The following is a 22,626-nucleotide window of genomic DNA, read 5'->3' on the forward strand; positions in this document are numbered from 1 at the left end:
CCATTATAAAATACAAAAGCCCGCTATTCGCGGGCTTTTTAACATTATTATCAAGACCTTGTAGTCACTCCGGCCGCATATGCGGAAACAGCAACACATCCCGAATCGACGCCGAATCGGTCAACAGCATGATCAACCGATCGATACCGATCCCCTCCCCCGCCGTCGGCGGCATGCCGTGCTCCAGGGCGCGGATGTAGTCGGCGTCGAAGTGCATGGCCTCCTCGTCGCCGGCTTCCTTCTCGTTGACCTGCTGGGCGAAGCGCTCGGCCTGGTCCTCGGCATCATTCAGCTCGGAGAAGCCGTTGGCGATCTCGCGACCGCCGACGAAGAACTCGAAGCGCTCGGTGACGAACGGGTCGTCGTCCTTGCGGCGCGCCAGCGGCGAGACCTCGGCCGGGTACTCGGTGATGAAGGTCGGGTCGTGCAGCTTGTGCTCGGCGGTCTTCTCGAAGATCTCGATCTGCACCTTGCCAAGCCCGTAAGAGTCCTTGAGCGGGATACCCAGCTTCTCGGCCACGACACGCGCCTTGTCCTCGTCGTCGATATCCGCGGCGGTCAGGTCCGGGTTGTGGCGCAGGATCGCCTCGCGGACGGTCAGACGCTCGAACGGCTTGCCGAACTCGAAGGTGTCGCCCTGGTACTCGATCGAGGTGCCGCCGTGGACTTCCTCGGTGCAGCGGCGCAGCAGGTCCTCGGTGAGGTTCATCAGGTCGTTGTAGTCGGCGTAGGCCTGGTAGAACTCGACCATGGTGAACTCGGGGTTGTGCCGCGTGGACAGGCCCTCGTTGCGGAAGTTGCGGTTGATCTCGTAGACCCGCTCGAAGCCGCCGACCACGAGGCGCTTGAGGAACAGCTCCGGCGCGATGCGCAGGTACAGCGGCATGTCGAGCGCGTTGTGGTGGGTGACGAACGGCTTGGCCGACGCGCCGCCCGGGATGGCCTGCATCATCGGCGTCTCGACTTCCAAAAAGCCGTGGCCGTCGAGGTAGTCGCGGATGAAGCGGATCACGCGGGTGCGCAGGCGGAAGGTCTCGCGCGCCGACTCGTTCATGACGAGATCGAGGTAGCGCTGCCGGTAGCGGGCCTCGGTGTCGGACAGGCCGTGGTACTTGTCCGGCAGCGGGCGCAGGCTCTTGGTGAGCATGCGGATGGAATCCACCCGCACGGAGAGCTCGCCCTTGTTGGTCTTGAAGAGCACGCCCTCGCCGCCGACGATGTCGCCGATGTCCCAGGTCTTGAAGTCCTGGTAGGCATCGGGGCCGACGTCGTCACGGGCGACGTAGAACTGGATGCGGCCGGACTGGTCGAGGATGGAGAGGAAGCTCGCCTTGCCCATCACCCGCTTGGCCATGACGCGGCCGGCGACCGCAACACGCACGGTGTTTTCCTCGAACCACGGCTTGTCGTGCTCGCCGTACTCGGCCTGCAGTTCCCCGGCCATGTTCTCGCGGTCGAAGTCGTTGGGGAACGGGTTGCCGGTCTCGCGCAGCTTTTTCAGCTTCTCGCGGCGCTCGGCAATCAGTTGGTTCTCGTCGAGTTCGGGCTTTTGCTCGGCCATGGTTCGTGTCTGCCTTGGGGAAAAGGAAAAACGGCCGGGCGATCCCGGCCGGTCTGTATTCGGTCGGCCCCGATCAGAGGCCGCTCTTGAGGCTGGCCTCGATGAACGGGTCGAGATCGCCGTCGAGCACCGCCTGCGTGTTGCCGGTCTCGTGGCTGGTGCGCAGGTCCTTGATGCGGCTCTGGTCGAGCACGTAGGAGCGGATCTGGCTACCCCAGCCGACGTCGGACTTGGTGTCCTCGACCGCCTGGGCCTCCTCGCGGCGCTTCTGCATCTCCAGCTCGTAGAGCTTCGCCTTGAGCTGCTTCATCGCACGGTCGCGGTTCTGGATCTGCGAGCGCTCGGACTGGCAGGCCACCACCACGCCGGTGGGGATGTGCGTGAAGCGCACCGCGGATTCGGTCCGGTTGACGTGCTGACCGCCGGCCCCGGAGGCGCGGTAGACGTCGGTGCGGATGTCCGCCGGGTTGATCTCGATCTCGATGTTGTCGTCGACCTCGGGGGAGACGAACACCGAGGCGAAGGACGTGTGGCGACGGTTGTCCGAGTCGAACGGCGACTTGCGCACCAGGCGGTGCACGCCGGTCTCGGTGCGCAGCCAGCCGAAGGCGAACTCGCCCTCGAAGCGGATGGTGGCCGACTTGATGCCGGCGACCTCGCCGTCGGAGATCTCGGTGATCTCGGTCTTGAAGCCGTGCTTCTCGCCCCAGCGCAGGTACATGCGCAGCAGGATGGAGGCCCAGTCCTGCGCCTCGGTACCGCCGGCGCCGGCCTGGATGTCCATGAAGGCGTTGGACTCGTCCATCTCGCCGGAGAACATGCGGCGGAACTCGAGATCCTCGATCTGGCTTTCGAACTCCTGGACGTCGGACTCGACCGAGGCGATGGTGTCCTCGTCGTCTTCCTCGCCGGCCATCTCGAGCAGGTCGCGCGAGTCGGTCAGGCCGTCGCGCATCGCGGAGAGCGTGTCGACGATGCGCACCAGCGAGGCACGCTCCTTGTTCAGCGACTGGGCGCGATCCGGGTCGTTCCAGACCTCGGGCACCTCCAGCTCGCGGTCGACTTCTTCCAGGCGTTCTTTCTTTTCATCGTAGTTAAAGATACCCCCGGAGCGACTCGGAGCGCTCGGTGAGGTTGTCGATACGGTTCAATATCGGGTTGATTTCGGCCATGTAAGTGCGGTTTCGCCTGTCGTCGATGAAAGGTGGCGTGGAACAAAAGGCCCACGGATCGAGTCCGAACGCGGCGCTGCCGGCCCAAAAGCGGCGCGCCGGAAATGGCGTTCGGTCTCGATCGGGAGGCCCGTAGTTTACTGAATGCCAACGGTTACCTCAAAGCGCTATCAGGCGCGGTATCGGGGCCATCGAAATGCTCCATGCCCAGCCCCGATTTGCTGTGGCATGATGGCCCTCGCCCGGCTGGCCGGAGCCGGTGAAATAGTCGTCACAGGGGAGACTCGACGCGACCATGGATTTGATGCGAAACGCCCGCCATAACGCCTTCGGCCAACTGCTCGGGATGGGGCTTTCCTGCCTGCTGGCCCTCCCGCTGACCGGCACCGCTGCGGCCGCCGAGCTGCCCTCGTCGGTCAGGGCCGAGCTGGCCGAGCAGAAGCTGGATGCCGACAACCTCGGCCTGTGGGTGCAGGCGGTCGACAGCGACAGCCCGCTGATCGCCCACCAGGGCGACCAGCTGTTCAACCCGGCCTCGGTGATGAAGCTGGTCACGACGGTCGCCGCCCTGGACACGCTGGGCCCCTCCTTCCGCTGGAAGACCGAGATCTACGCCGATGCCATGCCGGTCGACGGCGTGATCGACGGCGACCTCTACATCAAGGGCTACGGCGACCCGTGGTTCCGCAGCGAGGACCTGTGGAACGTGACGCTGCGCCTGCAGGAGCTGGGCGTGCGCGAGGTGCGCGGCGACGTGGTCCTCGACGATTCCTACTTCGGGCCCATCGAGGACGACCCGGGCGACTTCGACAATCGCCCCGACCGGGTCTACAACGCGATCCCCAACGCCCTGCTGCTGGACAACCGCGCCGTGCGCATCAGCATCGCCCCGCACGGCACGGGCGAGAGCGCGGTAAGCACCTGGCCGCCCAACCCGCGCATGGCGCTGGAAAACGAACTCACCCTGGTCAACAAGCCGTGCCGCAACAGCACCAACCGGCCGGTGATCGACATCCGCAACCCCACCGAGGCCGCCGCCGAGATCCAGGTGCGCGGCACCGTGTCGCGCCAGTGCGCGCCGCATCTGTACTACCGGGTGGCCGGCGATCCGCACGATGCCTTCTTCCATGCCTTCGAGCGACTGTTCGAGTCCGCCGGCGGCACCATCGACGGCCACTGGCGCGAGGGGCTGGTGCAGGCCGGATCACCCAAGCTGCTGACCCACGATTCCCGGCCGCTGTCCTACTACCTGTGGCTGATGAACAAGTGGTCCAACAACGTGATGGCCCGCCACATCATGCTGACCATGGGCGCGGAGGTGAAAGGCCCGCCGGCCACCGAGCTCAAGTCGGTAGAGCTGATCGACCGCTGGGCCAAGAAGCGCGGACTGGACTGGAAGAACGCGGTGGTCGACAACGGCTCGGGCCTGTCGCGTCTCGCCCGACTCACGCCCCGCCAGCTGGGCGACATGCTGATGTCGGTGTGGAACAGCCCGTACATGCCCGAGGTGATGGCCACCCTGCCGATCGCGGGCATCGACGGCACCATGAGAAAGCGCCTCGACAAGGGCTCGATCCGCGGCCGTGCCCACATCAAGACCGGCACCCTGCGCGACGTGCGCGCCGGTGCGGGGTTCCTGCTGGCCAAATCCGGGCGTCGTTACGTGGTGGTGATGCTGCACAACGAGCAGGGCGTGCAGTACGGCGGCGGCACCCGCGTGCAGGATGCCCTGCTCACCTGGCTGTACGAGAACGGCTGAGGGACCACCGCGCCGACACCGAGGGCACCGCTTCAACACCCCGCCGCAACCACTTGAATCCCGGCCAATCGCGTCCAATCCTTCCGGTAGGCAAACGCATGACCGGAGGTGAACCATGGCCGCAATCGATCGCATTCGGGACCGTTTCGAGCAGATCGGCACGTCCATTTCGGAGGGCTGGCACCGGCTGACCGACGCCGCCGGCCAGGCCGTCACCCGCTTCACGCCCGGCCACCGGGAATCGGTCGAACAGGGCCATGACCTGGACCGGCGCAATGTCGGCTGGGGGCTGCTGCCGGTGGAGGTTTTCGACCAGGGTGACGGAATCGAGGTCCGACTCGAGGCGCCGGGCCTGGAGCGCGAGGATTTCGACGTCGAGGTCGAGGACGACCAGTTGCGGATCGGCGGCGAGAAGCGCGTCGAGCGCTCGCACCAGGAGGGGCAATACCACGTCGCCGAGTGTGCCTACGGCCGTTTCGCCCGCCTGATCCCCCTGCCCGCCCCGGTGGAGGCCGACTCGGCCAGCGCGGCCTATCGCAATGGCGTACTCACCGTGACGCTGAAGAAGACCGGCGGCGCGAAGCGCAAGCGCATCGACGTGCAGGCCCGCTGACGCCGCACCCCTGCTTCGAGCCTACGCGCCGACGGGCCGACCGGCCTGGATCAGCCGCCACGCCGGCTCGTCGGGTTGCGGCTGGAAGGTCACATCCACGAGCCAGGCATCACCGGCAACCACCGCGGCCAGCGCGCCGCCGATTTCCAGCCCGATGGCCGCGGGGCGCTCCCATGGCGGGATGGCCTGGTCCTGAAACCACTGCTTGAGCGGCACGCTCGGCCGCCCCTCGGCCGGGCGCAGTCGTTCGCTGCCACCGACCGGGCGCAGTCGCCACTCGTCGACCGAATCCAGCAGCAACCCGGTCGCGGCCGGCGTCGCCCGTTCCCGGCGGCGGCAGAATTCCCCGCCGCCGTCGAGCGCGACGCAGTCGCGATCGCCGGGCCAGTCGACCGGTCGTGTCGGTTCCGGCAACGAGCGCAGCCAGTGGATCCGGTCGCGGTAGCGGCGCAGCTGCCCGCCCGGCCATTCGAGCAACGGCTGGCGATCGGCGCCCGCCGTGCGCAGCTGGGTGAGCCACTCGCTGAGCCGTTCGGGTGGCGGGGGCAGGCAGCCGAGGCGCGCCAGCCACTGGCGCAGCAGGTTGCATTGCCTTAGCGGCTCGAGATCCATTGCCTCGCGCCAGTCGAGTACCGGCCGATCGAGCGACTGGCCGGCATCCATTTCCGCCAGCTGGCCGAGCAACTGCTGTTCCATCGACAGCCGCTGGGCGCTGGTACGGATGCGACCGACCGCGTCGGGCCAGAAGCCCTGCAGGTCGGGCACGACGTGGTGGCGCAGGTGGTTACGGGCAAAGCCGGGGTCGTCGTTGGCCGGGTCGTCCACCCAGCCCAGACCGGTCTGGCGCGCGGTGGCCTCGAGTTGCCCCCGCGGCGTTTCCAGGAACGGCCGCCAGTGCGCCCACGGCCCGCGTGGCCGCCATGCCCGCATGCCGGAGAGCCCCTGGCCGCCGGAAGCGCGCATCAATGCCAGCAGCACGGTCTCGGCCTGGTCCTCGGCGTGATGGGCGGTGACCAGTACCGGCGAGTGGTCGCTGTCGGCAGCGGCCGCGTCGGTCAGTGCGGCCTCCAGGGCCTGGTAGCGCGCCTCGCGTGCCGCCGCCTCGGTGGAGCCGCGCCCGGCGCCGACGCCTGCCCGTCGCACGGTCACGCGACGGGTCTGGAACGGGCATTGGTGGGCCGCGGCCTGCTGGCGTGCGATCTCGGCCCAGTCGGCCGACTCGGGGTGAATGCCGTGGTCGACGTGAACCACCGACAGGCGCGCAATGTGCCCCTGATCGCGCCACTGCGACAGCAGGGCGAGCGCACCCAGCGAATCACGCCCGCCGGAGCTGGCGAGCAGCACGTGGGATTCGGCAGGAGGGATCGCGGGCAGCGCCGACCAGTCCGGGCCGGTGCGCCGTCGGCGGGGCTCAGCGTTCGGTGAATTCACCGTAGGCCATCAGCCGCTCGTAACGGCTCTCGAGCAGGGTCTGCGTGGAACGGTCGATCTGGCCGAGCACGGCCTTTTTCAGGCTGGCCTTGAGCGAGCGGGCCATGGCCGGCACGTCGCGGTGGGCGCCACCACAGGGCTCGGGGATGATCTCGTCGATCAGCCCCAGGCTCTTGAGCCGCTCGGCGGTCACGCCCAGCGCCTCGGCCGCCTCGGGGGCCTTGGCGGCGCTTTTGTACAGGATCGAGGCGCAGCCCTCGGGGGAGATGACCGAGTAGGTGCTGTACTGCAGCATCATGACGTGGTCGCCCACGCCGATGGCCAGTGCACCGCCGGAACCGCCCTCGCCGATCACGGTGACGATGATCGGGGTCTTGAGCTCGGCCATGACGTAGAGGTTGCGGGCGATCGCCTCGCTCTGGCCGCGCGCCTCGGCGTCGATGCCCGGGTAGGCGCCCGGGGTGTCGATGAAGGTCAGCACCGGCAGGCCGAACTTCTCGGCCAGCTCCATGAGGCGCTTGGCCTTGCGGTAGCCCTCCGGGCGCGGCATGCCGAAGTTGCGGCGGATCTTCTCCTTGGTGTCGCGGCCCTTCTGCTGGCCGATCACCATCACCGGCAGGCCGTCGAGGCGGGCCATGCCGCCGATGATCGCCGGGTCGTCGGCGAAGGCGCGATCGCCGTGGAGTTCGCGGAAGTCGGTGAACACCCGGTCGAGGTAGTCGGCGAGATAGGGGCGCTGCGGGTGGCGCGCCAGCTGGTTGACCTGCCAGGCACCGAGATTGGCGAAGATCGAGCGCGTCAGGTCCTGCGACTTGTTGCGCAGCCGATCGATTTCCTCGTCGATCTCCAGCCCGCGATCGTCGTCCATCAGCTGCAGTTCGCGGATCTTCGCCTCGAGTTCGGCGATGGGCTGTTCAAAGTCGAGATAGTTCGGATTCATGGTGGCTGCGCTTTTTGTAGTCGTATTTGAGTAGACGGTCTCGTCGCGCGTCGGGCTTCTTATTCGTCCCGATCGGCGGCAAGACAGACGGGTATTGTGCCGAAATTGCCGGCCGAGCGTAAATTCGCCGCACCACATGGAGGCGCGGGGCGCCGGCGTCAGCGTTCGCTCTCGTGCATCGCCGGCGACGGGCTGTGAACCGCGAGATTGTCGATCAGGCGCACCTCGCCAAGGCGAGCGGCAACCACCAGCCGGCCGTGCTTGACCAGGCGGTGCTGCTCCTCGAAACGGGCATCGTCGACATAGGCGAGGTAGTCGACCTCGAAGCCCTGCTGACCGAGCCAGTGGCGCGCCCCCGCAAGGGTCGCGGCGACGGTGTGCCCGCCGGCGAGCGACTCGGCGGCCCGCTTGAGCGCGCGGTGGACGGCCGGGGCCTGGCGGCGCTGCTCGTCGCTCAAGAAACGGTTGCGCGAGCTGATCGCCAGCCCGTCGGGCTCGCGGTGGGTGGGCTCGATGGCCAGTTCCACCGGGAAGTCGAGGTCGGTCACCAGCCGGCGGATCACTGCCACCTGCTGGGCATCCTTTTCGCCGAACACGGCCACGTCCGGGCGCACCAGGTTGAACAGCTTGGTGACCACGGTGGCCACGCCGGTGAAGTGCCCCGGGCGCGCCGCGCCCTCGAGACGCTCGCCCAGCGGGCCGGCATCGACGCGGACAAGATCGTCCTGGCCGTGCGGGTAGAGCACCGCCTCGGTGGGCAGAAAGACCGCGGCCACGCCGGCACGTTCCAGCTGCTCGAGGTCGCGCTCCTCGGTGCGCGGGTAGCGGGCGAGATCGTCCGGGTCCTCGAACTGCAGCGGGTTGACGAAGATGCTGACGATCACCGACTCGGAGCGACGCCGGGCATGCTCGATCAGGGCCATGTGGCCGGCGTGCAGGTTGCCCATGGTGGGGACGAAACCGACCCGCAGGGCATCGAAGCCGGTATCCGCCCGCCACTCGCGCAGCTCGTCGATGTCTCGCAGCACCTGCATCAGAAGCTTTCCTCCTCCGTGGGGAATCGCCGGCTGTGCACGGCCTCGACGTAGGCGGCGAATGCGCCCCGGATCGAGTCCGCGCCGTCCATGAAATTGCGTACGAATCGCGGCGCCCGCTCGGTCAGGCCGAGCATGTCATGCATCACCAGCACCTGGCCGTCGGTATCCGCGCCGGCGCCGATGCCGATCACCGGGACGGGCACCGCCTCGGCAAGCTGGCGACCCAGTGCGCGCGGCACGCACTCGACCACCAGCAGGTCGATGCCGGCCTCCACCAGCGCCTGCGCGTCGTCGAGGATGCGCCGGGCATCCTCCTCGCCGCGCCCCTGCACCCGGTAGCCACCGAGCTTGCGCACCCGTTGCGGCAGCAGGCCGACGTGGCCGCACACCGGCACGCCGCTCTCGGTCAGCGCGCGAACGATCTCGGCCTTCTCGGCACCACCTTCGAGCTTGACCATGTCGGCACCGCCCTCGCCCATCAGCACACCGGCGGCATCCAGGGCCCGCTCGACGGTCGCGTCGCTCAGAAACGGCATGTCGGCGACCACCGGCACGTCGCCGGCGCCGCGGCGGACCATCGCGCTGTGGTAGGCGACCTCGTCGACCGTGACGGCGAGGGTGTCGCGCTGGCCCTGCACCACCATGCCGAGCGAATCGCCGACGAGAAAGGCATCCACCCCGGCCGCCGCGGCCGTCCGCGCCAGCCCCGCCTCGTAGGCGGTCAGCATGGCGATCGGCTGGCCGTCGGCCTTGGCCTGGTGCAGTCGGGCAAGGGTCATGACGACCTCCTCGAGTTGGACGGGGGCTCTTCCACCGGGCGCGTACCGGGGTGGTCGACGCGCCCACCTTCGGCAGGCTGTTCGGCATGCCGCTGCCAGCGCAGCGGACGCAGAAAGCGCAACGGGTGATCACTGACCGCCGCAAGCGAGGCGGTCAGGCGCGACCCGTCCGGCAGGCGCGCCTCGGGCCGGATCTCCAGCCAGGGGGCGAGCACGAAATGCCGCCGGGTAACCTCCGGGTGCGGGATGGTCAGCTCGGCGGTCGACAACTCACGGTCGCCGAAGGCGAGGATGTCCAGGTCGAGCATCCGCTCGCCCCAGTGACGCGTGTACGAACGCCCCGCCGCGCGCTCCAGCCCCTTCAGCGCCCGCAGCAGGGCTTCCGGGGCGAGCGCGGTCTCGATCTCGGCGACGGCGTTGATGTAGTCGGGCTGGTCCTGCGGGCCGATGGGCGGGTTGGCGTACAGGCCCGACACGGCCCGAACGCGGCAGAGCGGCAGGCTGTCGATCGCCTCGACGGCGCGTTCGATCTGGTCGACCGGGTCGCCGAGGTTGGCGCCCAGGCCGATGGTCGCGATTTCCCGAACCATCACTCCCTCCGGCTCTCGGGCGCCCTCAGGCCCCAGTCTTCTGCCGGTTGCCGCCGGAGCGGCGACGCCGGCGACGGCGACGCTTCTTGCCGAAGTCCGAGGGCTTGAGGGCCTCGACCGGCTGTTCCTCTTCACGGCCGCGCTCCGGGGCGTGCTTGCGCCAGAACTCGCACACCGACTGGTCGACTTCGTGGGTGCGCGAACGCAGGCAGAGAAAATCGACCGCGGCGCGGAACCACGGCGCTTCGGTCAGCGCCCGCTGCTCGTCGGTCAGTTCCTTGGGCGCCTTGCCGCCCGGAGACGGCGCTGCGCGCTCCAGATCCGGCTGCAGCGACCAGATGGTACGGATGATCTCGGCCAGGCGGCGCGGGATCATCAGTCGACGCGCGGCGACCGCGAGCACCTCGTCGGCGGCAAGCACCAGGGCGTCGTCGGCCGGCACGCGCTGGTGCAGCCAGTGGATGCGATGACGGCCCAGCATGCGCCAGAACAGACCGGCGAACAGGAAGGCCGGGTTGACCGGCAGGTCCTTGGCGACGCGGTCGTCGGTCGCCTCGAGGACCGCCTCGATCAGGTCCCAGTCGCTGGCCGGATCGTTCGGCTCGATCCAGGTCGACAGGTCGTCGAACAGGTACTCGAGCAGGCCGAGGCGCTTGAGCTCGAGCACGGTCTGACGGCCGGCACCGCCCTGCAAAAGCTTGACGGTCTCGTCGAACAGGCGTGCCGGCGAGATGTCGGCGAGCGTCTCGCGGCAGTGGGCGACCGCGCGCTCGCTGTCCTGGGTGAGGTGGAAGCCGAGCTTGGCGGCGAAGCGCGCCGCGCGCAGCATGCGTACCGGGTCCTCGCGGTAGCGCGACTCCGGCTCGCCGATCACGCGCAGCCGGCCGCTCTGGATGTCGGTCAGGCCCTCGACGTAGTCCACCAGTTCGCCGGAGGCGAAATCCAGGTAGAGGGCGTTGCAGGCGAAGTCGCGCCGCCAGACGTCCTCGTCGATGGTGCCGAAGACGTTGTCGCGGGTGATCATCCCGCCGTCGGCACGCTTCACCTCGGCGGCGTCGCCGCCGCGGAAGGTGGTGACCTCGATCAGCTCGTCGCGGAAGACGACATGGACGATCTTGAAACGCCGGCCGATGATCCGGGCCCGCTTGAACAGGCGCTTGACCTGCTCGGGGCGCGCGTCGGTGACCACGTCGAAATCCTTCGGGCTGCGGCCGCGCAGCAGGTCGCGCACGCAACCGCCAACGGCGTAGGCCTCGAAGCCGCCCTCGTGCAGGCGCTCGAGGACGAACCGGGCGTTGTCGCTCAGGTCATTCAGCGAGATGCCATGGGTCTCGGCGGGGATTCGGGTCTGGGTTGGTGTCACGTTTTCTGACAAAACAGTCTGCCGTTATTGGTCGACGATTACCGCCATGGCCGTCGCCTGCCTGCGCCTCGCCGGCGTACGGCACCGGGGCGCGGGGACGGGCCATGGGTGATGTGGCGGATTCCGGTACCCGGCGCACGGTTCTCTCGGGGCGCTCGCGGGCCGGTAATCCGAAAAATTACGCTCGGCAGTCTATCACTATGCCGCCTGCGGCGAAGTGCGCGGCATTCTCGCGTCCGCGCCTGCGCGCGGGTTTAACTCGTCAGGCCGTGCGCAAACGCGATGCTGTTGCGCCTTGGGCGGGCGGCATTGTCGGGTTCTGTGCTAGGATTTTTCGCCAATCGTGCCGTTTTGGCGCCCGGGTTCCGTCCGCGGTCCCGACCCGCTTTCCCTGCTCCAAGGACAGTGTCCGTGCAAGCGATCGAACTCCTGGCCATCGTCGTCCTGCTGCCGTTTTTCGCCGCGCCACTCGCGGCGTGGAGCGCGCGTTTCAACCGATACGCGGCCGCCTGGGTCGCCGGCGGGGCGACCCTGGTGGCGCTCGCCCTGTTCGCCTGGCTGGTGTATGGCCACATCGATCTGATGCCGGTGGCCACCTCGCATGCCTGGATCGAGGCGGCCGGCCTGAGCTTCGGCTTCCGCCTCGACGGGCTGTCGATGATGTTCACCGGGCTGATCCTGGTGATCGGGCTGTTGATCGTGATCTACGCCCGCTACTACCTCTCACCCGGCGATTCGATGGGGCGTTTCTTCGCCTACCTGCTGATGTTCATGGGGGCGATGCTCGGGGTGGTGCTCTCCGAGAACCTGATCAACCTGGTGATCTTCTGGGAGCTGACCTCGCTGGCCTCCTTCCTGCTGATCAGCTACTGGCAGCACCGCAAGGAGGCACGCTACGGCGCGCGTCTGGCGCTGGCGATCACCGGGGCCGGCGGGCTGGCGCTGCTGGGCGGGGTACTGATCCTCGGCCACATCGTCGGCTCCTACGAGCTCACCGACGTACTGGCCGCGGGTGAGCTGATCAAGAATCACGACCTCTACGCGCCGGCGCTGATCCTGATCCTGCTGGGCGTGTTCACCAAGTCGGCCCAGTTCCCGTTCCATTTCTGGCTGCCCAACGCGATGGCCGCCCCGACGCCGGTCTCCGCCTACCTGCACTCGGCCACGATGGTGAAGGCCGGCATCTTCCTGCTGGCGCGCTTCTTCCCGGCGCTGGCCGGCACTGACCTGTGGGTGATCATCGTCTCCAGCGCCGGCCTGGCCACCTTCCTGCTGGGCGCCTACACCGCGCTGTTCCGGCATGACCTCAAGGGGCTTCTGGCCTACTCGACCATCAGCCACCTGGGCCTGATCACGCTGCTGTTCGGCTTCGGCACCCAGCTGGCCGCGGTGGCGGGCATCTTCCATATCCTCAACCACGCCACCTTCAAGGCGAGCCTGTTCATGGTCGCCGGCATCGTCGACCACGAGACCGGCACGCGCGACATGCGCCGCCTGGGCGGACTGATCCGGTTCATGCCGCACACCGCGGCACTGGGCATGATCGCGGCGATGGCGATGGCCGGCGTGCCGCTGTTCAACGGCTTTCTCTCCAAGGAGATGTTCTTCACCGAGTCGGTGCGCGTGGCCGGCTCCATGGGACCGGTGTGGCTGCTGCCGCTGCTGGTGTCGCTGGGCGGCCTGCTCTCGGTGGCCTACTCGCTGCGCTTCGTCCACGACACCTTCTTCGGCCGGCCGGACGGCGACCTGCCGAAAAAGCCCCACGAGCCGCCCGGCATGATGAAGCGGCCGGTCGACCTGCTGGTGGTGCTGTGCCTCGCGGTCGGCATTCTGCCGGCCCTGGTGATCGGGCCGCTGCTGCACATCGCGGTGACCGGCGTGCTGCAGACCGAACCGCCCTACTACAGCCTGTCGCTGTGGCACGGCTTCAACATTCCGCTACTGATGAGCGCGGTGGCGCTGGCCGGCGGTGTGGCGCTCTACCTGATGCGTCGGCCGATCTTCCGCTGGCATGCCCTCTCGCTCGCCCACCTGGATGCGCGGGTGGTCTACAACCGGCTGATGGAGCTCTTGATGCGCACCGGCGCCGGCGTGACCGCCATGGTGGACACCGGTCGGCTGGGTCGCATCGTCCTGTTCACGCTCGCCTTCGCCTTCGGCGCCGGCATCCTGGGCTATCTGCTGCCGCTGGGGCTCGAGCCGGTCCGCAACGCCGTCGAGCGCGGAGCGACACCCGACAACGGAGACTGGGTGACCTGGCTCGGCATCGGCCTGATCATCCTGGCGGCGATGGTGACCACGGTCTGGCACCGCCAGCGCCTGTTCGCCCTGATCACGATGAGCGTGGTGGGTCTGGGCGTGGCAATGATCTTCGCCCGCTTCTCGGCACCGGACCTGGCCATGACGCAGCTGTCGGTCGAGGTGGTCACGATGATCCTTCTGCTGCTGGCGCTGTTCTACCTGCCGCAGCAGAGCCGCAAGCTTTCCACCCCGGCACGGCGCTGGCGTGATGCCGGCATCGCCACAGCGATCGGCGGCGGCATCTCGGCTCTCACCTACGCGATCATCAGCCGGCCGTTCGAGTCGATCTCGGGCTACTTCCTCGACCAGTCGGTGCCCGGCGGGGGCGGTACCAACGTGGTCAACGTGATCCTGGTCGACTTCCGTGGCTACGACACCTTCGGCGAGATCACCGTGCTGGCGCTGGCGGGACTGGGCATCTTCGCCATGCTCAAGGGCCTGTCGCTGCCGGCCTCCAAGCGCGATCCGTTCGGTCGCACCTGGACCGAGGACCCGCACCCGCTGATGCTGCGCACCTTCACGCAGATCCTGCTGCCGCTGACGCTGCTGTTCGGCGTGTACGTGTTCCTGCGTGGTCACAACGAACCGGGCGGCGGCTTCATTGCCGGCCTGATCGTCGCCAGCGCGCTGGTCGCGCAATACATGGCCAACGGCATCGAGACGGCCGAGCGCAAGCTGCATCTGCCGATCCACGGCATCCTTGGCGCCGGCCTACTGATCGCGCTGGGCACCGGGCTGGCCTCGATGGGCTTCGGCGTGCCGTTCCTGACCTCGGCCATGGCCCATTTCTCGCTGCCGCTGATCGGCGAGATCCATCTCGCCTCGGCGATCGCCTTCGATCTGGGCGTGTTCCTGGTGGTGGTCGGCTCGACCATGCTGATCCTGCTCAACCTCGGCCGGCTGACCGACCACGCCGTGGAACACCCGGACTACAGCGCGATCGAGACCAGCCCCGCCCCACGCTCCACCCGCCGGGGGAACGACGCATGACCAACCTCGCCCTCTCTCTGCTGATCGGCGTGCTCACCGGTGCCGGGGTCTACCTGGTACTGCGCGCCCAGACCTTCCCCGTGGTGCTGGGCCTGACGCTGATGTCCTACGGCGTCAACCTGTTCCTGTTCACCATGGGCCGGCTGCAGACGGCCGCACCGGCGGTGATCGGCGCGGTCGAGAACCCGACCGACCCGCTGCCGCAGGCCCTGGTGCTGACCGCGATCGTGATCGCCTTCGCCATGACCGCCTTCGTGATCGTGCTGGCACTGAAGGCCCGCGCCGCGCTGGGCAATGATCACGTCGACGGCATGCACATCCCGCAGGCCGACCGGGTCCTCGACCGCAAGGAGGAGCCGCGCGCATGACGGCGAACCTGATCTCCCTGCTGGTCCTGCTGCCGGTCGCCCTGGCGGCGATCCTGACGATGACCGGCCAGCGCCTGCCCACGCTGTCGCGCGGCCTCGACGTGGCCGGTGTCGCCGTTCTGCTGGCCGTCAGCGCCGGCCTCTTGCTCACCGGGGCCGGCGACACCCCGCAAGTAATCGAGCTGGGCAGCTGGGCCGCGCCGTTCGGCATCGTCTGGGTGTTCGACCGCCTGTCGGGGCTGATGCTGCTCCTGACCGCCACCGTCGCCCTGCTTGCCCTCGTCTACGCGATCCGCCGCGACGAGGACCAGGCCGGGCCGCACTTCCACGCCCTGTTCCAGGCGCAGTTGTTCGGCCTCAACGGCGCGTTCCTCACCGGCGACCTGTTCAACCTGTTCGTGTTCTTCGAGGTGCTGCTGCTGGCCTCATACGGTCTTTTGCTGCACGGCAACGGCCGCAAGCGCACCCGCGCCGGCTTCCACTACGTGGTAGTCAACCTGATCGGCTCGACGCTGTTCCTGTTCGCCGTCGGCGCGCTCTACGGCACGGTCGGCAGCCTCAACCTCGCGGACATCACCCTCAAGCTGCCCGACGTCGCGCCCGATGCGGTGCCGCTGGTGACCACCGCGATCTTCCTGCTGTTCACGGTGTTCCTGATCAAGGGCGCGGCGTTCCCGCTGTACCTGTGGCTGCCGGGCGCCTACGCGCATGCCTCGATCCCGGTCGCCGCGCTGTTCGCCATCATGACCAAGGTGGGGCTGTACTCGGTCCTGCGGGTCGACAGCGTCATGCTCTCGGACAACAGCATCGGCGGGCTGGTCGAGACGACCACCCTGATCGCGCCGTGGCTGCTGTGGCTGGGGCTGGTCACCCTGCTGCTGGCCGCGCTCGGCGTGGTCGCCGCACGCTTCGTCCGTCGCCAGGTCGCCTACCTGATCATCGCCTCGGTGGGCACCATCCTGATCGCCCTGGGGCTGGTCACCGGCAATGCAGGCGAGGCGGCGATCGGTGGCGCGCTCTACTACTGGATGCACACCACGGTGCTCAGCGCCGGCTTCTTCCTGCTGGCCGGCCTGATCCTGCACCACCGCCCCGAAGCGGGCGATGGCATCGAGAGCGCCCCGCCGATGCCGCACGCCATCCTGGTGGGCTCGCTGTTCTTCGCCTACGCGATCGCCATGGCCGGCCTGCCGCCGCTGACCGGCTTCTTCGGCAAGATCATGATCCTCGCCGCCGCGCTGGACAGCCCGCTGATGGCGCCGATCTTCGCCGTGATCCTGACCAGCGGACTGATCATGGTGATTGCCCTGGCGCGCGCCGGCAGCCGCCTGTTCTACCAGTCGCAGGCCACGCCGGGCCACCCGGCGCACGCCAGGCCGGCCGATGCCCGCGTCGCGCTGCCGGGGGTGGGCATGGCCGTGCTGCCGCTCGTTCTCGCGGGGGCCATGGTCGTCGGCGCGCAGCCCCTGTCCGGCTGGCTCGCCGGCACGGCCGCCCAGATCGCGGCATCGGACGGTTATCTCGACGCGGTGATGCCCGACGGCGTGCTCGATCCGGCCCACGCCCCCGGCAAGTTCGGCGCGGACCAAGACGGAGGCAGTCACTGAGATGAAACGCGTTCTTCCGCAACCCGTCCTGAGTCTCGTCCTTCTGATCAGCTGGCTGGTGCTCAACAACAGCATTGCGCCGGGATCGATCGTCATGGGAGCGATCGTCGCGCTGATCGTGCCCTGGATCACGCATCGCTTCTGGGAAATCGGTGCCGGCGTGAAGGATTTCACCGCCCTGATCGGCTACGTGGGCATCGTCCTGGTGGACATCATCCAGGCGAATTTTGTCGTCGCCCGCCAGGTACTGGGGGCAAACCGGTCGCTCAACTCGCAGCTGTTCGAACTGGAGCTGGACCTTGAAGGGGCCCTGCCGATCAGCATCCTCGCCGCGACCATCACCCTGACACCGGGCACGGTGTCCTGCCGGGTCAGCCCGGATCAGCGCAGCCTGTGGGTGCACGCCCTGCATGCCGACGATGCGCAGACGGAAATCACGACCATCAAGCAGCGCTACGAGGCGAGGCTGCAACGCATCTTCGGCCAGCCGGTCACGGCCGGGGCGACCGAATCCACCAGCCGGGGAGCCGAGTCATGATCCATGTCAGCCTGGGGATTGCCCTGGTCCTGATCGTTATCGCGATGGGACTGGCGACCTACCGCCTGCTCAAGGGGCCGGAAACGGCCGATCGCGTGCTGGCACTCGACACCATGTCGATCAATGCCATCGCGTTGCTGATTGCCCTGGGGATCTGGTTCGAGACCTCGATCAATTTCGAGGCCGCCCTGCTGATCGCGGTGCTGGGCTTCATCACCACGGTCGCGTTGAGCAAGTACCTGATTCGCGGCGATATCGTCGAATAGCCGGAGACCTGCCATGATTTTCGACCTGATCGTCAGCGCCCTGATCCTATTCGGCGCCGCATTCGTCCTGCTGGGCTCGCTGGGGCTGGCCAAGCTGCCCAGCTTCTTCATGCGCCTGCACGGCCCGACCAAGGCCTCGACCCTCGGGGTGGGCAGCATCCTGCTCGGTTCGGCGGTCTACTTCTCGGCGCAAGGCGGCCTGTCGGTGCACGAGATCCTGATACTGATCTTCCTGTTCCTCACCGCCCCCGTCAGCGCTCTGCTGATGGCGCGCGCCGGCATGCACCGCGGGCTGAAAGGGGACAATCCGTCCCACGAGGACAAGCGCGACTGAGGCAGTCAGCCACGACGACAAGGCATCGCGGCTCAGGGCGTTCCAGGTGAGCGTTCCCGGCGGCTTTACTGGCAGATGGCGTGCAGGCGCTCGATCGCCTCGAGCAGTTCGGGCGTCATCTCCCAGCGATCGCGGCTGATGTAGAGCCAGGCGGTGACCTCGCCGGCAGCCTGGGTGCCGGTCCTGGCCGGGAGGATCACGACCGAGTGCCCGGCCGCGTTGATCACCACCGGCGAGCCCTCGTTCTCGAGCCCGGGATCCGCCGGTTCGTTGTCGCTGTGAACCCAGCGCCCCTCCCCGCTGACGAGCACCCGGCCAAGTTCTTCGGCCAGCGCACGCAACAGCGCTCGATGCCGCCGCAGGGCGGGCGGCAGGCAGCGTTCGATGCGCCGGCGGAGCGCCTCGCGATCATGCACCTCGCTGATGTCGACGGTCACCGGGAGCACCTCGAGAAACGGGCTGGCATCGTGATCGGCCAGACGGTCCTGCATCCGCGCTCGTTCCGCCGCCGTGAGAGAGGCACAGAAGGCGGCCAGGTGGTCCACCTGCGCCATCACGGCACTGTTGTCCGTCTCACGCGCCGGGCGGAGCATGCCGATCATCCGCTCGGGATTGCCCTCCGCATCCCGCTGCACCCGCAGCTCCAGCCACATCGGCCCGGCCGCCGGCAAGTCCGGCACGCAGCCCTCGATCGCGACCCGGTCGACCGCCCCGCGGGCGAAATAGGCCGGCAACGCCGCCTCCGGGTCACCCGACAACGGCGAGGCCGGGTCGGTGGGACGGAACAGTTCGAACAGCGAACTGCCCACCAGCGAGTCGCGCGCCCGGCCGAGCCAGTTGGCGGCCTGGCGATTGGCGGCCACCACGTTCAGGCGCAGCGGGTCGATCTCGATCAGGCCCAGTGCCGGCATGTCCAGCCAGGCGCGATGCCAGAAGTCCCGTTCCAGCACGACGTTCCGGGTCTGCAGGCGGTAGCGTCCCCGCAGGAAGCGCCACAGGAAGAACAGCGCCGCCAGCGTACCCAGGGTGGAAAGGATCGCCGTCAGGCTGAGCCATTTCTCCATCTGTTCGACCGGGGCGAGCACCGCCCGCCGATCCTGAAGCACCAGCAGCCGCGCCTGCAGACGGTCGAGCGCGACCGTGGCATACACCCGGTCGCTGCCCTTGATGCGGGTCACGCCCTCGGCGGCTTCTGGATCGGGGGAATCCGACAGGCCGGCCTGCAGACGGTCGACGATCGGTGCCGGTGTCTCACCGACCTGGTTCGACTCCTCGCGCGGGTCGAGCGTGAGCATGGGCCAGAAGCTAGAGGCCGTCTCAGGCTCGGACGGCACGCGAATCAGCAGGATGCGCAACGCCTCGTCCGCCCGGACGCGGCGATTCTGTGACTCGGCGCCATCCACCAGCGCCCGGGTGTTCAGTCGCGTCCAGAACAGCAGGTACCAGGGGCCGCGGCTGACCGCCGTGCGGTCGTCGTAGACCGGCAGGATCCAGAACAGGTCGACCCCGCCGCGCCCGCGCGTGAAGCGGGTGACGGTCTGCACCTCGGTGGTAACGGCGGCCTGGTCGAAATGGCGCATGTCCGGCGGCACGACGGTCGAGGAGCCGGTCTGCAGGCGCGGGTTGCGGTCCGGATCCAGCAGCGTGATCGCCTGGAAGCGCGAGACGAGACCGCCCCGGCGCAGGTCGTCCGGGAACCCCTCGACGCGTCCCTCGTCGAGATCGCTTATCCACGCCTTGAGCCACTCACGTCGCTGGGCGAGGGCCTCGACCTGCTGGTCGCGCTGGTCGACCCAGTTGTCGACCTCGATCGCACGGATGGCAGCGAGGTTGCCGACTTCGCGCTGCGCCTTGTCCAGCAGCAGCGGCGCATACTGGCGGGCAGCGATGACCGTGATGAAAATCTGTGCCGCGGCGATCACCACCAGGGCGATCACCATCGCGGTCAGCCAGGTCTGCGAACCGCGAACGCGGCCGTAGCCGAAATCCAGCTGGCCGGTGCGGGCGACATGAAGGCGGTCGACCAGCACGTACAGCAGCGCGCCGGTGACCAGAACGAAGATCTCGCCGAACACGAGCCCGGCGGTGGAGATTTCCCAATGGGCCCCACCCAGCCTCCCGAGCAGCCACTGCGTGGCCCAGATCCACAGGGAGGCAAGCAACAGGTATGCGACCGTGATCGGCAATGCCGGTCGCATGGCCCCGATCCTCATGTCAGGCGCTGACCCGGTCCCGGAAGGCGTTGAGACGCTGGATGCTGCGCATGCGTCCCATCAGCTCGAGGATCACGCCGAAACTGGGCGACGAGGTATGTCCCAGCAGGGCCAGGCGCAGGACCGGCCCCACCTTGCCCAGCTTGAGATCCAGTGTCTTGGCCACGCCCTTGACCGCGGCCTCGAGCGTGTCGGTGCTCTCCCAGGCGGCATCGTCGTCCAGTGCGACGATCAGGGCGTCGACCACCATGGCCGCCGAGGCATCGAGCTTTGCCATCGCCTTGGGGTCGGGCTCGACGGCATCCTGGTAGAACGGCTTGGCCTCCTCGGCCATCTCGACCAGCGTGTGCACGCGGTCGACGTAGGCCGGCACGATCGCCGCCGGCTGCGGGCCGAACTCGTCGGGGTCGATGCCCAGGTGGCCGAGATGCCAGCGCAGCTCGGAGGCGACATCGGCGACCGGAAGCTCGCGCATGTAGTGCTGGTTGAGCCAGCGCAGCTTCTCCGGATTGATGCTCGACGCCGAGTGGTTGACGTCCTTGATGTCGAACAGCTGAACCAGCTCGGCACGCGAGAAGATCTCCTCGTCGCCGTGCGACCAGCCCAGGCGCACCAGGTAGTTGAGCAGCGCCTCGGGCAGGAAACCGTCGTGACGGTACTGCACCACGCTGACCGCGCCGTGACGCTTGGAAAGCTTGGCACCGTCCGGGCCGTGGATCATGGGCAGGTGCGCAAACGATGGCGGCTCGACACCCAGCGCGCGGTAGAGGTTGATCTGCCGCGGGGTGTTGTTGAGGTGGTCGTCACCGCGCACGACATGCGTGATCTGCATGTCCATGTCGTCGACCACCACGGTGAGGTTGTAGGTGGGACTGCCGTCGCCGCGGGCGATGATCAGGTCGTCGAGCTCGTCGTTGCGGAAGGTCACGCGACCGCGGATGGCGTCCTCGACCACCACCAGACCGTCGAGCGGGTTCTTGAAGCGCACCACCGGCTTGACGCCCTCCGGCGGCGTACCGGTGAAGTCACGGTAGCGGCGGTCGTAACGTGGCTTCTCGCCGCGCTTCATTTGCTGCTCGCGCAGCTCGTCGAGCTCCTCGCGGGTGGCATAGCAGTAGTAGGCCTTGTCCTCGGCGAGCAGCCGGTCGATCACCTCGCGATACCGCTCCATGCGTTCGGTCTGGTAGAACGGCCCCTCGTCGTAGTCGAGCCCCAGCCAGGTCATGCCCTCGAGGATGGCGTTGACCGACTCGGCGGTGGAACGTTCGCGGTCGGTGTCCTCCACCCGCAGCACGAACTCGCCGCCATGGCGACGGGCGAACAGGTAGCTGAACAGGGCCGTACGGGCGCCGCCGATGTGCAGATAGCCGGTGGGCGACGGAGCGAAACGGGTGCGAACGGTCATCGGTACCTCAAGGACAGCTGGAAGGTGGTCGCGGTCGCCGGGACGCTACTCGTCGCCGGCAGGGCAAAGGGCGCATTATAGATGGTCGGGAATCTCATAACGAATCGGGCCCGTACCGATCGCCCTGCCCGCCCCGAGCGAAGGCCGCACAAGGCAGGGCGACAGCGGCCATCCGGCGGGACGGCGACAGCCAACCCCAATCGGGAATGCGATAAAAGCCGGTGTTCCCGGCATCGCACCCGCCCGCTTTCGACGCCCGTCCATCTGGATCCCTCGCACCGGGCAGGCCGGATCGCTGCCCATCACGCCCCGAGATTTCAGGGATGGCACGGGTCGTGCTCTGAAACGATACGCTGACAAATCACGATAGTAGCCGACATGATCCCAACGCCGAGACCGCCCATGCCCGGACATCCCGTTACGCGCCGACTGACATGGTTGGCATTCGCCACCCTGCTGCCGATCGCGGCATCCGCCGAGCCGCAGACCGGTCCCGGGGCGTGTCAGGCCAATCACCGCCTGGTGATCACCGAGGCGCGCATCGGGCACGAGCCCGGTGACGTCACCGGGCTGCCGACGGCGATCGCCGACCGTCTGGCACGCCGGCTGGAGACGACAGGCCTGCAGGTGGTCGACATCGTCCCGCCGACCCGAAGCGAGGGGTTGTCCCCGGCGATGGACGCCTTCTCCCGCCATGCCGCGCCCTACTTCCTGCGCCTCGCCGCCAGCGACGTGGGCACCCAGGGGCGGCCCTCCGCATTCGTGCTGCTGCCCGATCAATACCAGCCCCGCGCGGGTCAGCTGTCGGCCACCCTGGACGACGGCGCGCAGGGCGCCCGACTGGGCGACTGGCAATTCGACCTCGAGCCTGCCGACGGCAAACCGTACTCCCCCGAAGCCGACGCGCAGGCCGGCGCCTTCTGGCAGAGCGACTGGGGCGAGGCACTCGACGCAGGTGTCGAGCGCCTCGCCGTGGAGGTTCTCGCCACGCTGCACTGCCGCCCCCTGGTCGGGCGGGTGCTCTCCACACAGGCGCGCGGCAGCATGATCGACCTGCATGTCGATCTGGGTCGGGAAGATGGTCTGCGCGCCGGGGATCGGCTCACGGTGATCGATCCGGGCATGCCGGCCGACTGGCTGGGCGTCAATCTCTTGACTCGACCGACGCTGGAAACCACCGCCGGGCCCGTTCGTGAACCCCGTTCACAGGGGGACGCCCGGGTCACCTATCTGGGCCAACGCGACAGCACGCTGCGCTACACTGGCCGGCATGCGGTGGAAAGCGGCGACCTGGTGCAGGTCAAGCCGCGGCGCGACCGACTCAAGCGCCTGCCAAACTGACGCGCCCCGGCGACCGGA

General features: G+C 68.1%; 19 protein-coding genes. 9 read left to right on the top strand and 10 right to left on the bottom strand.

Features of this window, described 5'->3' with window-relative positions:
* Window positions 1-64: 64 nt before the first annotated feature.
* Both lysS and prfB read right to left on the bottom strand, forming a co-directional pair.
* A complete protein-coding gene (gene lysS, locus AWR35_RS01850; RefSeq protein ID WP_058574267.1) occupies window positions 65-1,561 on the bottom strand; it encodes a lysine--tRNA ligase in 1,497 nt (498 codons plus the stop codon).
* A 73-nt stretch (window positions 1,562-1,634) separates the two neighbouring features.
* Window positions 1,635-2,733, bottom strand: a protein-coding gene (gene prfB / locus AWR35_RS01855) for a peptide chain release factor 2 (RefSeq protein WP_156413901.1) whose coding sequence is annotated in 2 segments (ribosomal slippage) — window positions 1,635-2,657 and window positions 2,659-2,733 — 1,098 coding nt in all. Because the reading frame shifts where the segments join, the coding sequence is not laid out codon by codon here.
* 295 nt (window positions 2,734-3,028) lie between these two features.
* Between prfB and dacB the strand changes: the two genes are divergently transcribed.
* Window positions 3,029-4,492: a D-alanyl-D-alanine carboxypeptidase/D-alanyl-D-alanine-endopeptidase gene (gene dacB, locus AWR35_RS01860; protein ID WP_058574269.1), complete on the top strand. Its 1,464-nt coding sequence runs from the start codon at window positions 3,029-3,031 to the stop codon at window positions 4,490-4,492.
* A 115-nt stretch (window positions 4,493-4,607) separates the two neighbouring features.
* A complete protein-coding gene (locus tag AWR35_RS01865) occupies window positions 4,608-5,105 on the top strand; it encodes an Hsp20/alpha crystallin family protein (protein WP_058574270.1) in 498 nt (165 codons plus the stop codon).
* A 21-nt stretch (window positions 5,106-5,126) separates the two neighbouring features.
* On the opposite strand, the gene tilS is transcribed toward AWR35_RS01865, so the two are convergent.
* From tilS to pcnB, 6 genes are all read right to left on the bottom strand, one after another.
* Complete coding sequence (gene tilS, locus AWR35_RS01870; RefSeq protein WP_058574271.1) at window positions 5,127-6,449, bottom strand: tRNA lysidine(34) synthetase TilS; 1,323 nt, start codon at window positions 6,447-6,449, stop codon at window positions 5,127-5,129.
* A 67-nt stretch (window positions 6,450-6,516) separates the two neighbouring features.
* Window positions 6,517-7,476, bottom strand: a complete 960-nt coding sequence (locus AWR35_RS01875) for an acetyl-CoA carboxylase carboxyltransferase subunit alpha (RefSeq protein WP_058574272.1) — start codon at window positions 7,474-7,476, stop codon at window positions 6,517-6,519.
* Window positions 7,477-7,634: 158 nt separating this feature from the next.
* Window positions 7,635-8,510 (bottom strand): pantoate--beta-alanine ligase, encoded by an 876-nt coding sequence (gene panC, locus AWR35_RS01880; protein ID WP_058574273.1) that lies wholly within the window; start codon window positions 8,508-8,510, stop codon window positions 7,635-7,637.
* The gene (panB, locus tag AWR35_RS01885; RefSeq protein WP_058574274.1) at window positions 8,510-9,292 is read right to left on the bottom strand and encodes a 3-methyl-2-oxobutanoate hydroxymethyltransferase; all 783 of its coding nucleotides are present in this window, start codon (window positions 9,290-9,292) and stop codon (window positions 8,510-8,512) included. The genes panC and panB overlap by 1 nt, the downstream gene beginning before the upstream one ends.
* On the bottom strand, window positions 9,289-9,882 hold the full coding sequence (gene folK / locus AWR35_RS01890) for a 2-amino-4-hydroxy-6-hydroxymethyldihydropteridine diphosphokinase (protein WP_066185024.1): 594 nt from the start codon (window positions 9,880-9,882) through the stop codon (window positions 9,289-9,291). Before folK ends, panB begins: the two co-directional genes overlap by 4 nt.
* Before the next feature lie 25 nt (window positions 9,883-9,907).
* A complete protein-coding gene (gene pcnB / locus AWR35_RS01895) occupies window positions 9,908-11,245 on the bottom strand; it encodes a polynucleotide adenylyltransferase PcnB (RefSeq protein ID WP_058574275.1) in 1,338 nt (445 codons plus the stop codon).
* A gap of 411 nt (window positions 11,246-11,656) precedes the next feature.
* Between pcnB and AWR35_RS01900 the strand changes: the two genes are divergently transcribed.
* From AWR35_RS01900 to AWR35_RS01925, 6 genes are read left to right on the top strand one after another with little or no spacing between them, the layout of a single operon-like run.
* Entirely contained in the window at window positions 11,657-14,536 is a 2,880-nt protein-coding gene (locus tag AWR35_RS01900) for a monovalent cation/H+ antiporter subunit A (protein WP_231723539.1), read from the top strand.
* Complete coding sequence (locus tag AWR35_RS01905) at window positions 14,533-14,904, top strand: Na+/H+ antiporter subunit C (RefSeq protein WP_058574277.1); 372 nt, start codon at window positions 14,533-14,535, stop codon at window positions 14,902-14,904. Before AWR35_RS01900 ends, AWR35_RS01905 begins: the two co-directional genes overlap by 4 nt.
* Window positions 14,901-16,511, top strand: a complete 1,611-nt coding sequence (locus AWR35_RS01910; protein WP_066185026.1) for a monovalent cation/H+ antiporter subunit D — start codon at window positions 14,901-14,903, stop codon at window positions 16,509-16,511. Before AWR35_RS01905 ends, AWR35_RS01910 begins: the two co-directional genes overlap by 4 nt.
* Before the next feature lies 1 nt (window position 16,512).
* Complete coding sequence (locus AWR35_RS01915) at window positions 16,513-17,049, top strand: Na+/H+ antiporter subunit E (RefSeq protein ID WP_058574278.1); 537 nt, start codon at window positions 16,513-16,515, stop codon at window positions 17,047-17,049.
* Entirely contained in the window at window positions 17,046-17,315 is a 270-nt protein-coding gene (locus AWR35_RS01920; protein ID WP_058574279.1) for a K+/H+ antiporter subunit F, read from the top strand. The genes AWR35_RS01915 and AWR35_RS01920 overlap by 4 nt, the downstream gene beginning before the upstream one ends.
* A 13-nt stretch (window positions 17,316-17,328) precedes the next feature.
* Window positions 17,329-17,649: a Na+/H+ antiporter subunit G gene (locus AWR35_RS01925; protein ID WP_058574280.1), complete on the top strand. Its 321-nt coding sequence runs from the start codon at window positions 17,329-17,331 to the stop codon at window positions 17,647-17,649.
* Window positions 17,650-17,714: 65 nt separating this feature from the next.
* On the opposite strand, the gene AWR35_RS01930 is transcribed toward AWR35_RS01925, so the two are convergent.
* The gene (locus tag AWR35_RS01930) at window positions 17,715-19,847 is read right to left on the bottom strand and encodes a PAS domain-containing protein (RefSeq protein ID WP_058574281.1); all 2,133 of its coding nucleotides are present in this window, start codon (window positions 19,845-19,847) and stop codon (window positions 17,715-17,717) included.
* 16 nt (window positions 19,848-19,863) lie between these two features.
* The gene (gltX, locus tag AWR35_RS01935) at window positions 19,864-21,267 is read right to left on the bottom strand and encodes a glutamate--tRNA ligase (protein WP_058574282.1); all 1,404 of its coding nucleotides are present in this window, start codon (window positions 21,265-21,267) and stop codon (window positions 19,864-19,866) included.
* Window positions 21,268-21,669: 402 nt separating this feature from the next.
* Here gltX and AWR35_RS01940 point away from each other — a divergent pair, with 402 nt between their 5' ends.
* The gene (locus tag AWR35_RS01940; protein WP_156413902.1) at window positions 21,670-22,608 is read left to right on the top strand and encodes a hypothetical protein; all 939 of its coding nucleotides are present in this window, start codon (window positions 21,670-21,672) and stop codon (window positions 22,606-22,608) included.
* Window positions 22,609-22,626 lie beyond the last annotated feature (18 nt).

This window comes from Guyparkeria sp. WRN-7, from assembly GCF_001641825.1.
In the GTDB taxonomy this organism is placed as follows: Bacteria; Pseudomonadota; Gammaproteobacteria; order Halothiobacillales; family Halothiobacillaceae; genus Guyparkeria.

Bases quoted from the DNA above. Each gene is read 5' to 3' on its own strand.
- lysS (WP_058574267.1), bottom strand. From the start codon at position 1,561: ATGGCCGAGCAAAAGCCCGAACTCGACGAGAACCAACTGATTGCCGAG.
- dacB (WP_058574269.1), top strand. From the start codon at position 3,029: ATGGATTTGATGCGAAACGCCCGCCATAACGCCTTCGGCCAACTGCTC.
- AWR35_RS01865 (WP_058574270.1), top strand. From the start codon at position 4,608: ATGGCCGCAATCGATCGCATTCGGGACCGTTTCGAGCAGATCGGCACG.
- AWR35_RS01875 (WP_058574272.1), bottom strand. From the start codon at position 7,476: ATGAATCCGAACTATCTCGACTTTGAACAGCCCATCGCCGAACTCGAG.
- panC (WP_058574273.1), bottom strand. From the start codon at position 8,510: ATGCAGGTGCTGCGAGACATCGACGAGCTGCGCGAGTGGCGGGCGGAT.
- panB (WP_058574274.1), bottom strand. From the start codon at position 9,292: ATGACCCTTGCCCGACTGCACCAGGCCAAGGCCGACGGCCAGCCGATC.
- folK (WP_066185024.1), bottom strand. From the start codon at position 9,882: ATGGTTCGGGAAATCGCGACCATCGGCCTGGGCGCCAACCTCGGCGAC.
- AWR35_RS01905 (WP_058574277.1), top strand. From the start codon at position 14,533: ATGACCAACCTCGCCCTCTCTCTGCTGATCGGCGTGCTCACCGGTGCC.
- AWR35_RS01910 (WP_066185026.1), top strand. From the start codon at position 14,901: ATGACGGCGAACCTGATCTCCCTGCTGGTCCTGCTGCCGGTCGCCCTG.
- AWR35_RS01915 (WP_058574278.1), top strand. From the start codon at position 16,513: ATGAAACGCGTTCTTCCGCAACCCGTCCTGAGTCTCGTCCTTCTGATC.
- AWR35_RS01920 (WP_058574279.1), top strand. From the start codon at position 17,046: ATGATCCATGTCAGCCTGGGGATTGCCCTGGTCCTGATCGTTATCGCG.
- AWR35_RS01925 (WP_058574280.1), top strand. From the start codon at position 17,329: ATGATTTTCGACCTGATCGTCAGCGCCCTGATCCTATTCGGCGCCGCA.
- AWR35_RS01930 (WP_058574281.1), bottom strand. From the start codon at position 19,847: ATGCGACCGGCATTGCCGATCACGGTCGCATACCTGTTGCTTGCCTCC.
- gltX (WP_058574282.1), bottom strand. From the start codon at position 21,267: ATGACCGTTCGCACCCGTTTCGCTCCGTCGCCCACCGGCTATCTGCAC.
- AWR35_RS01940 (WP_156413902.1), top strand. From the start codon at position 21,670: ATGCCCGGACATCCCGTTACGCGCCGACTGACATGGTTGGCATTCGCC.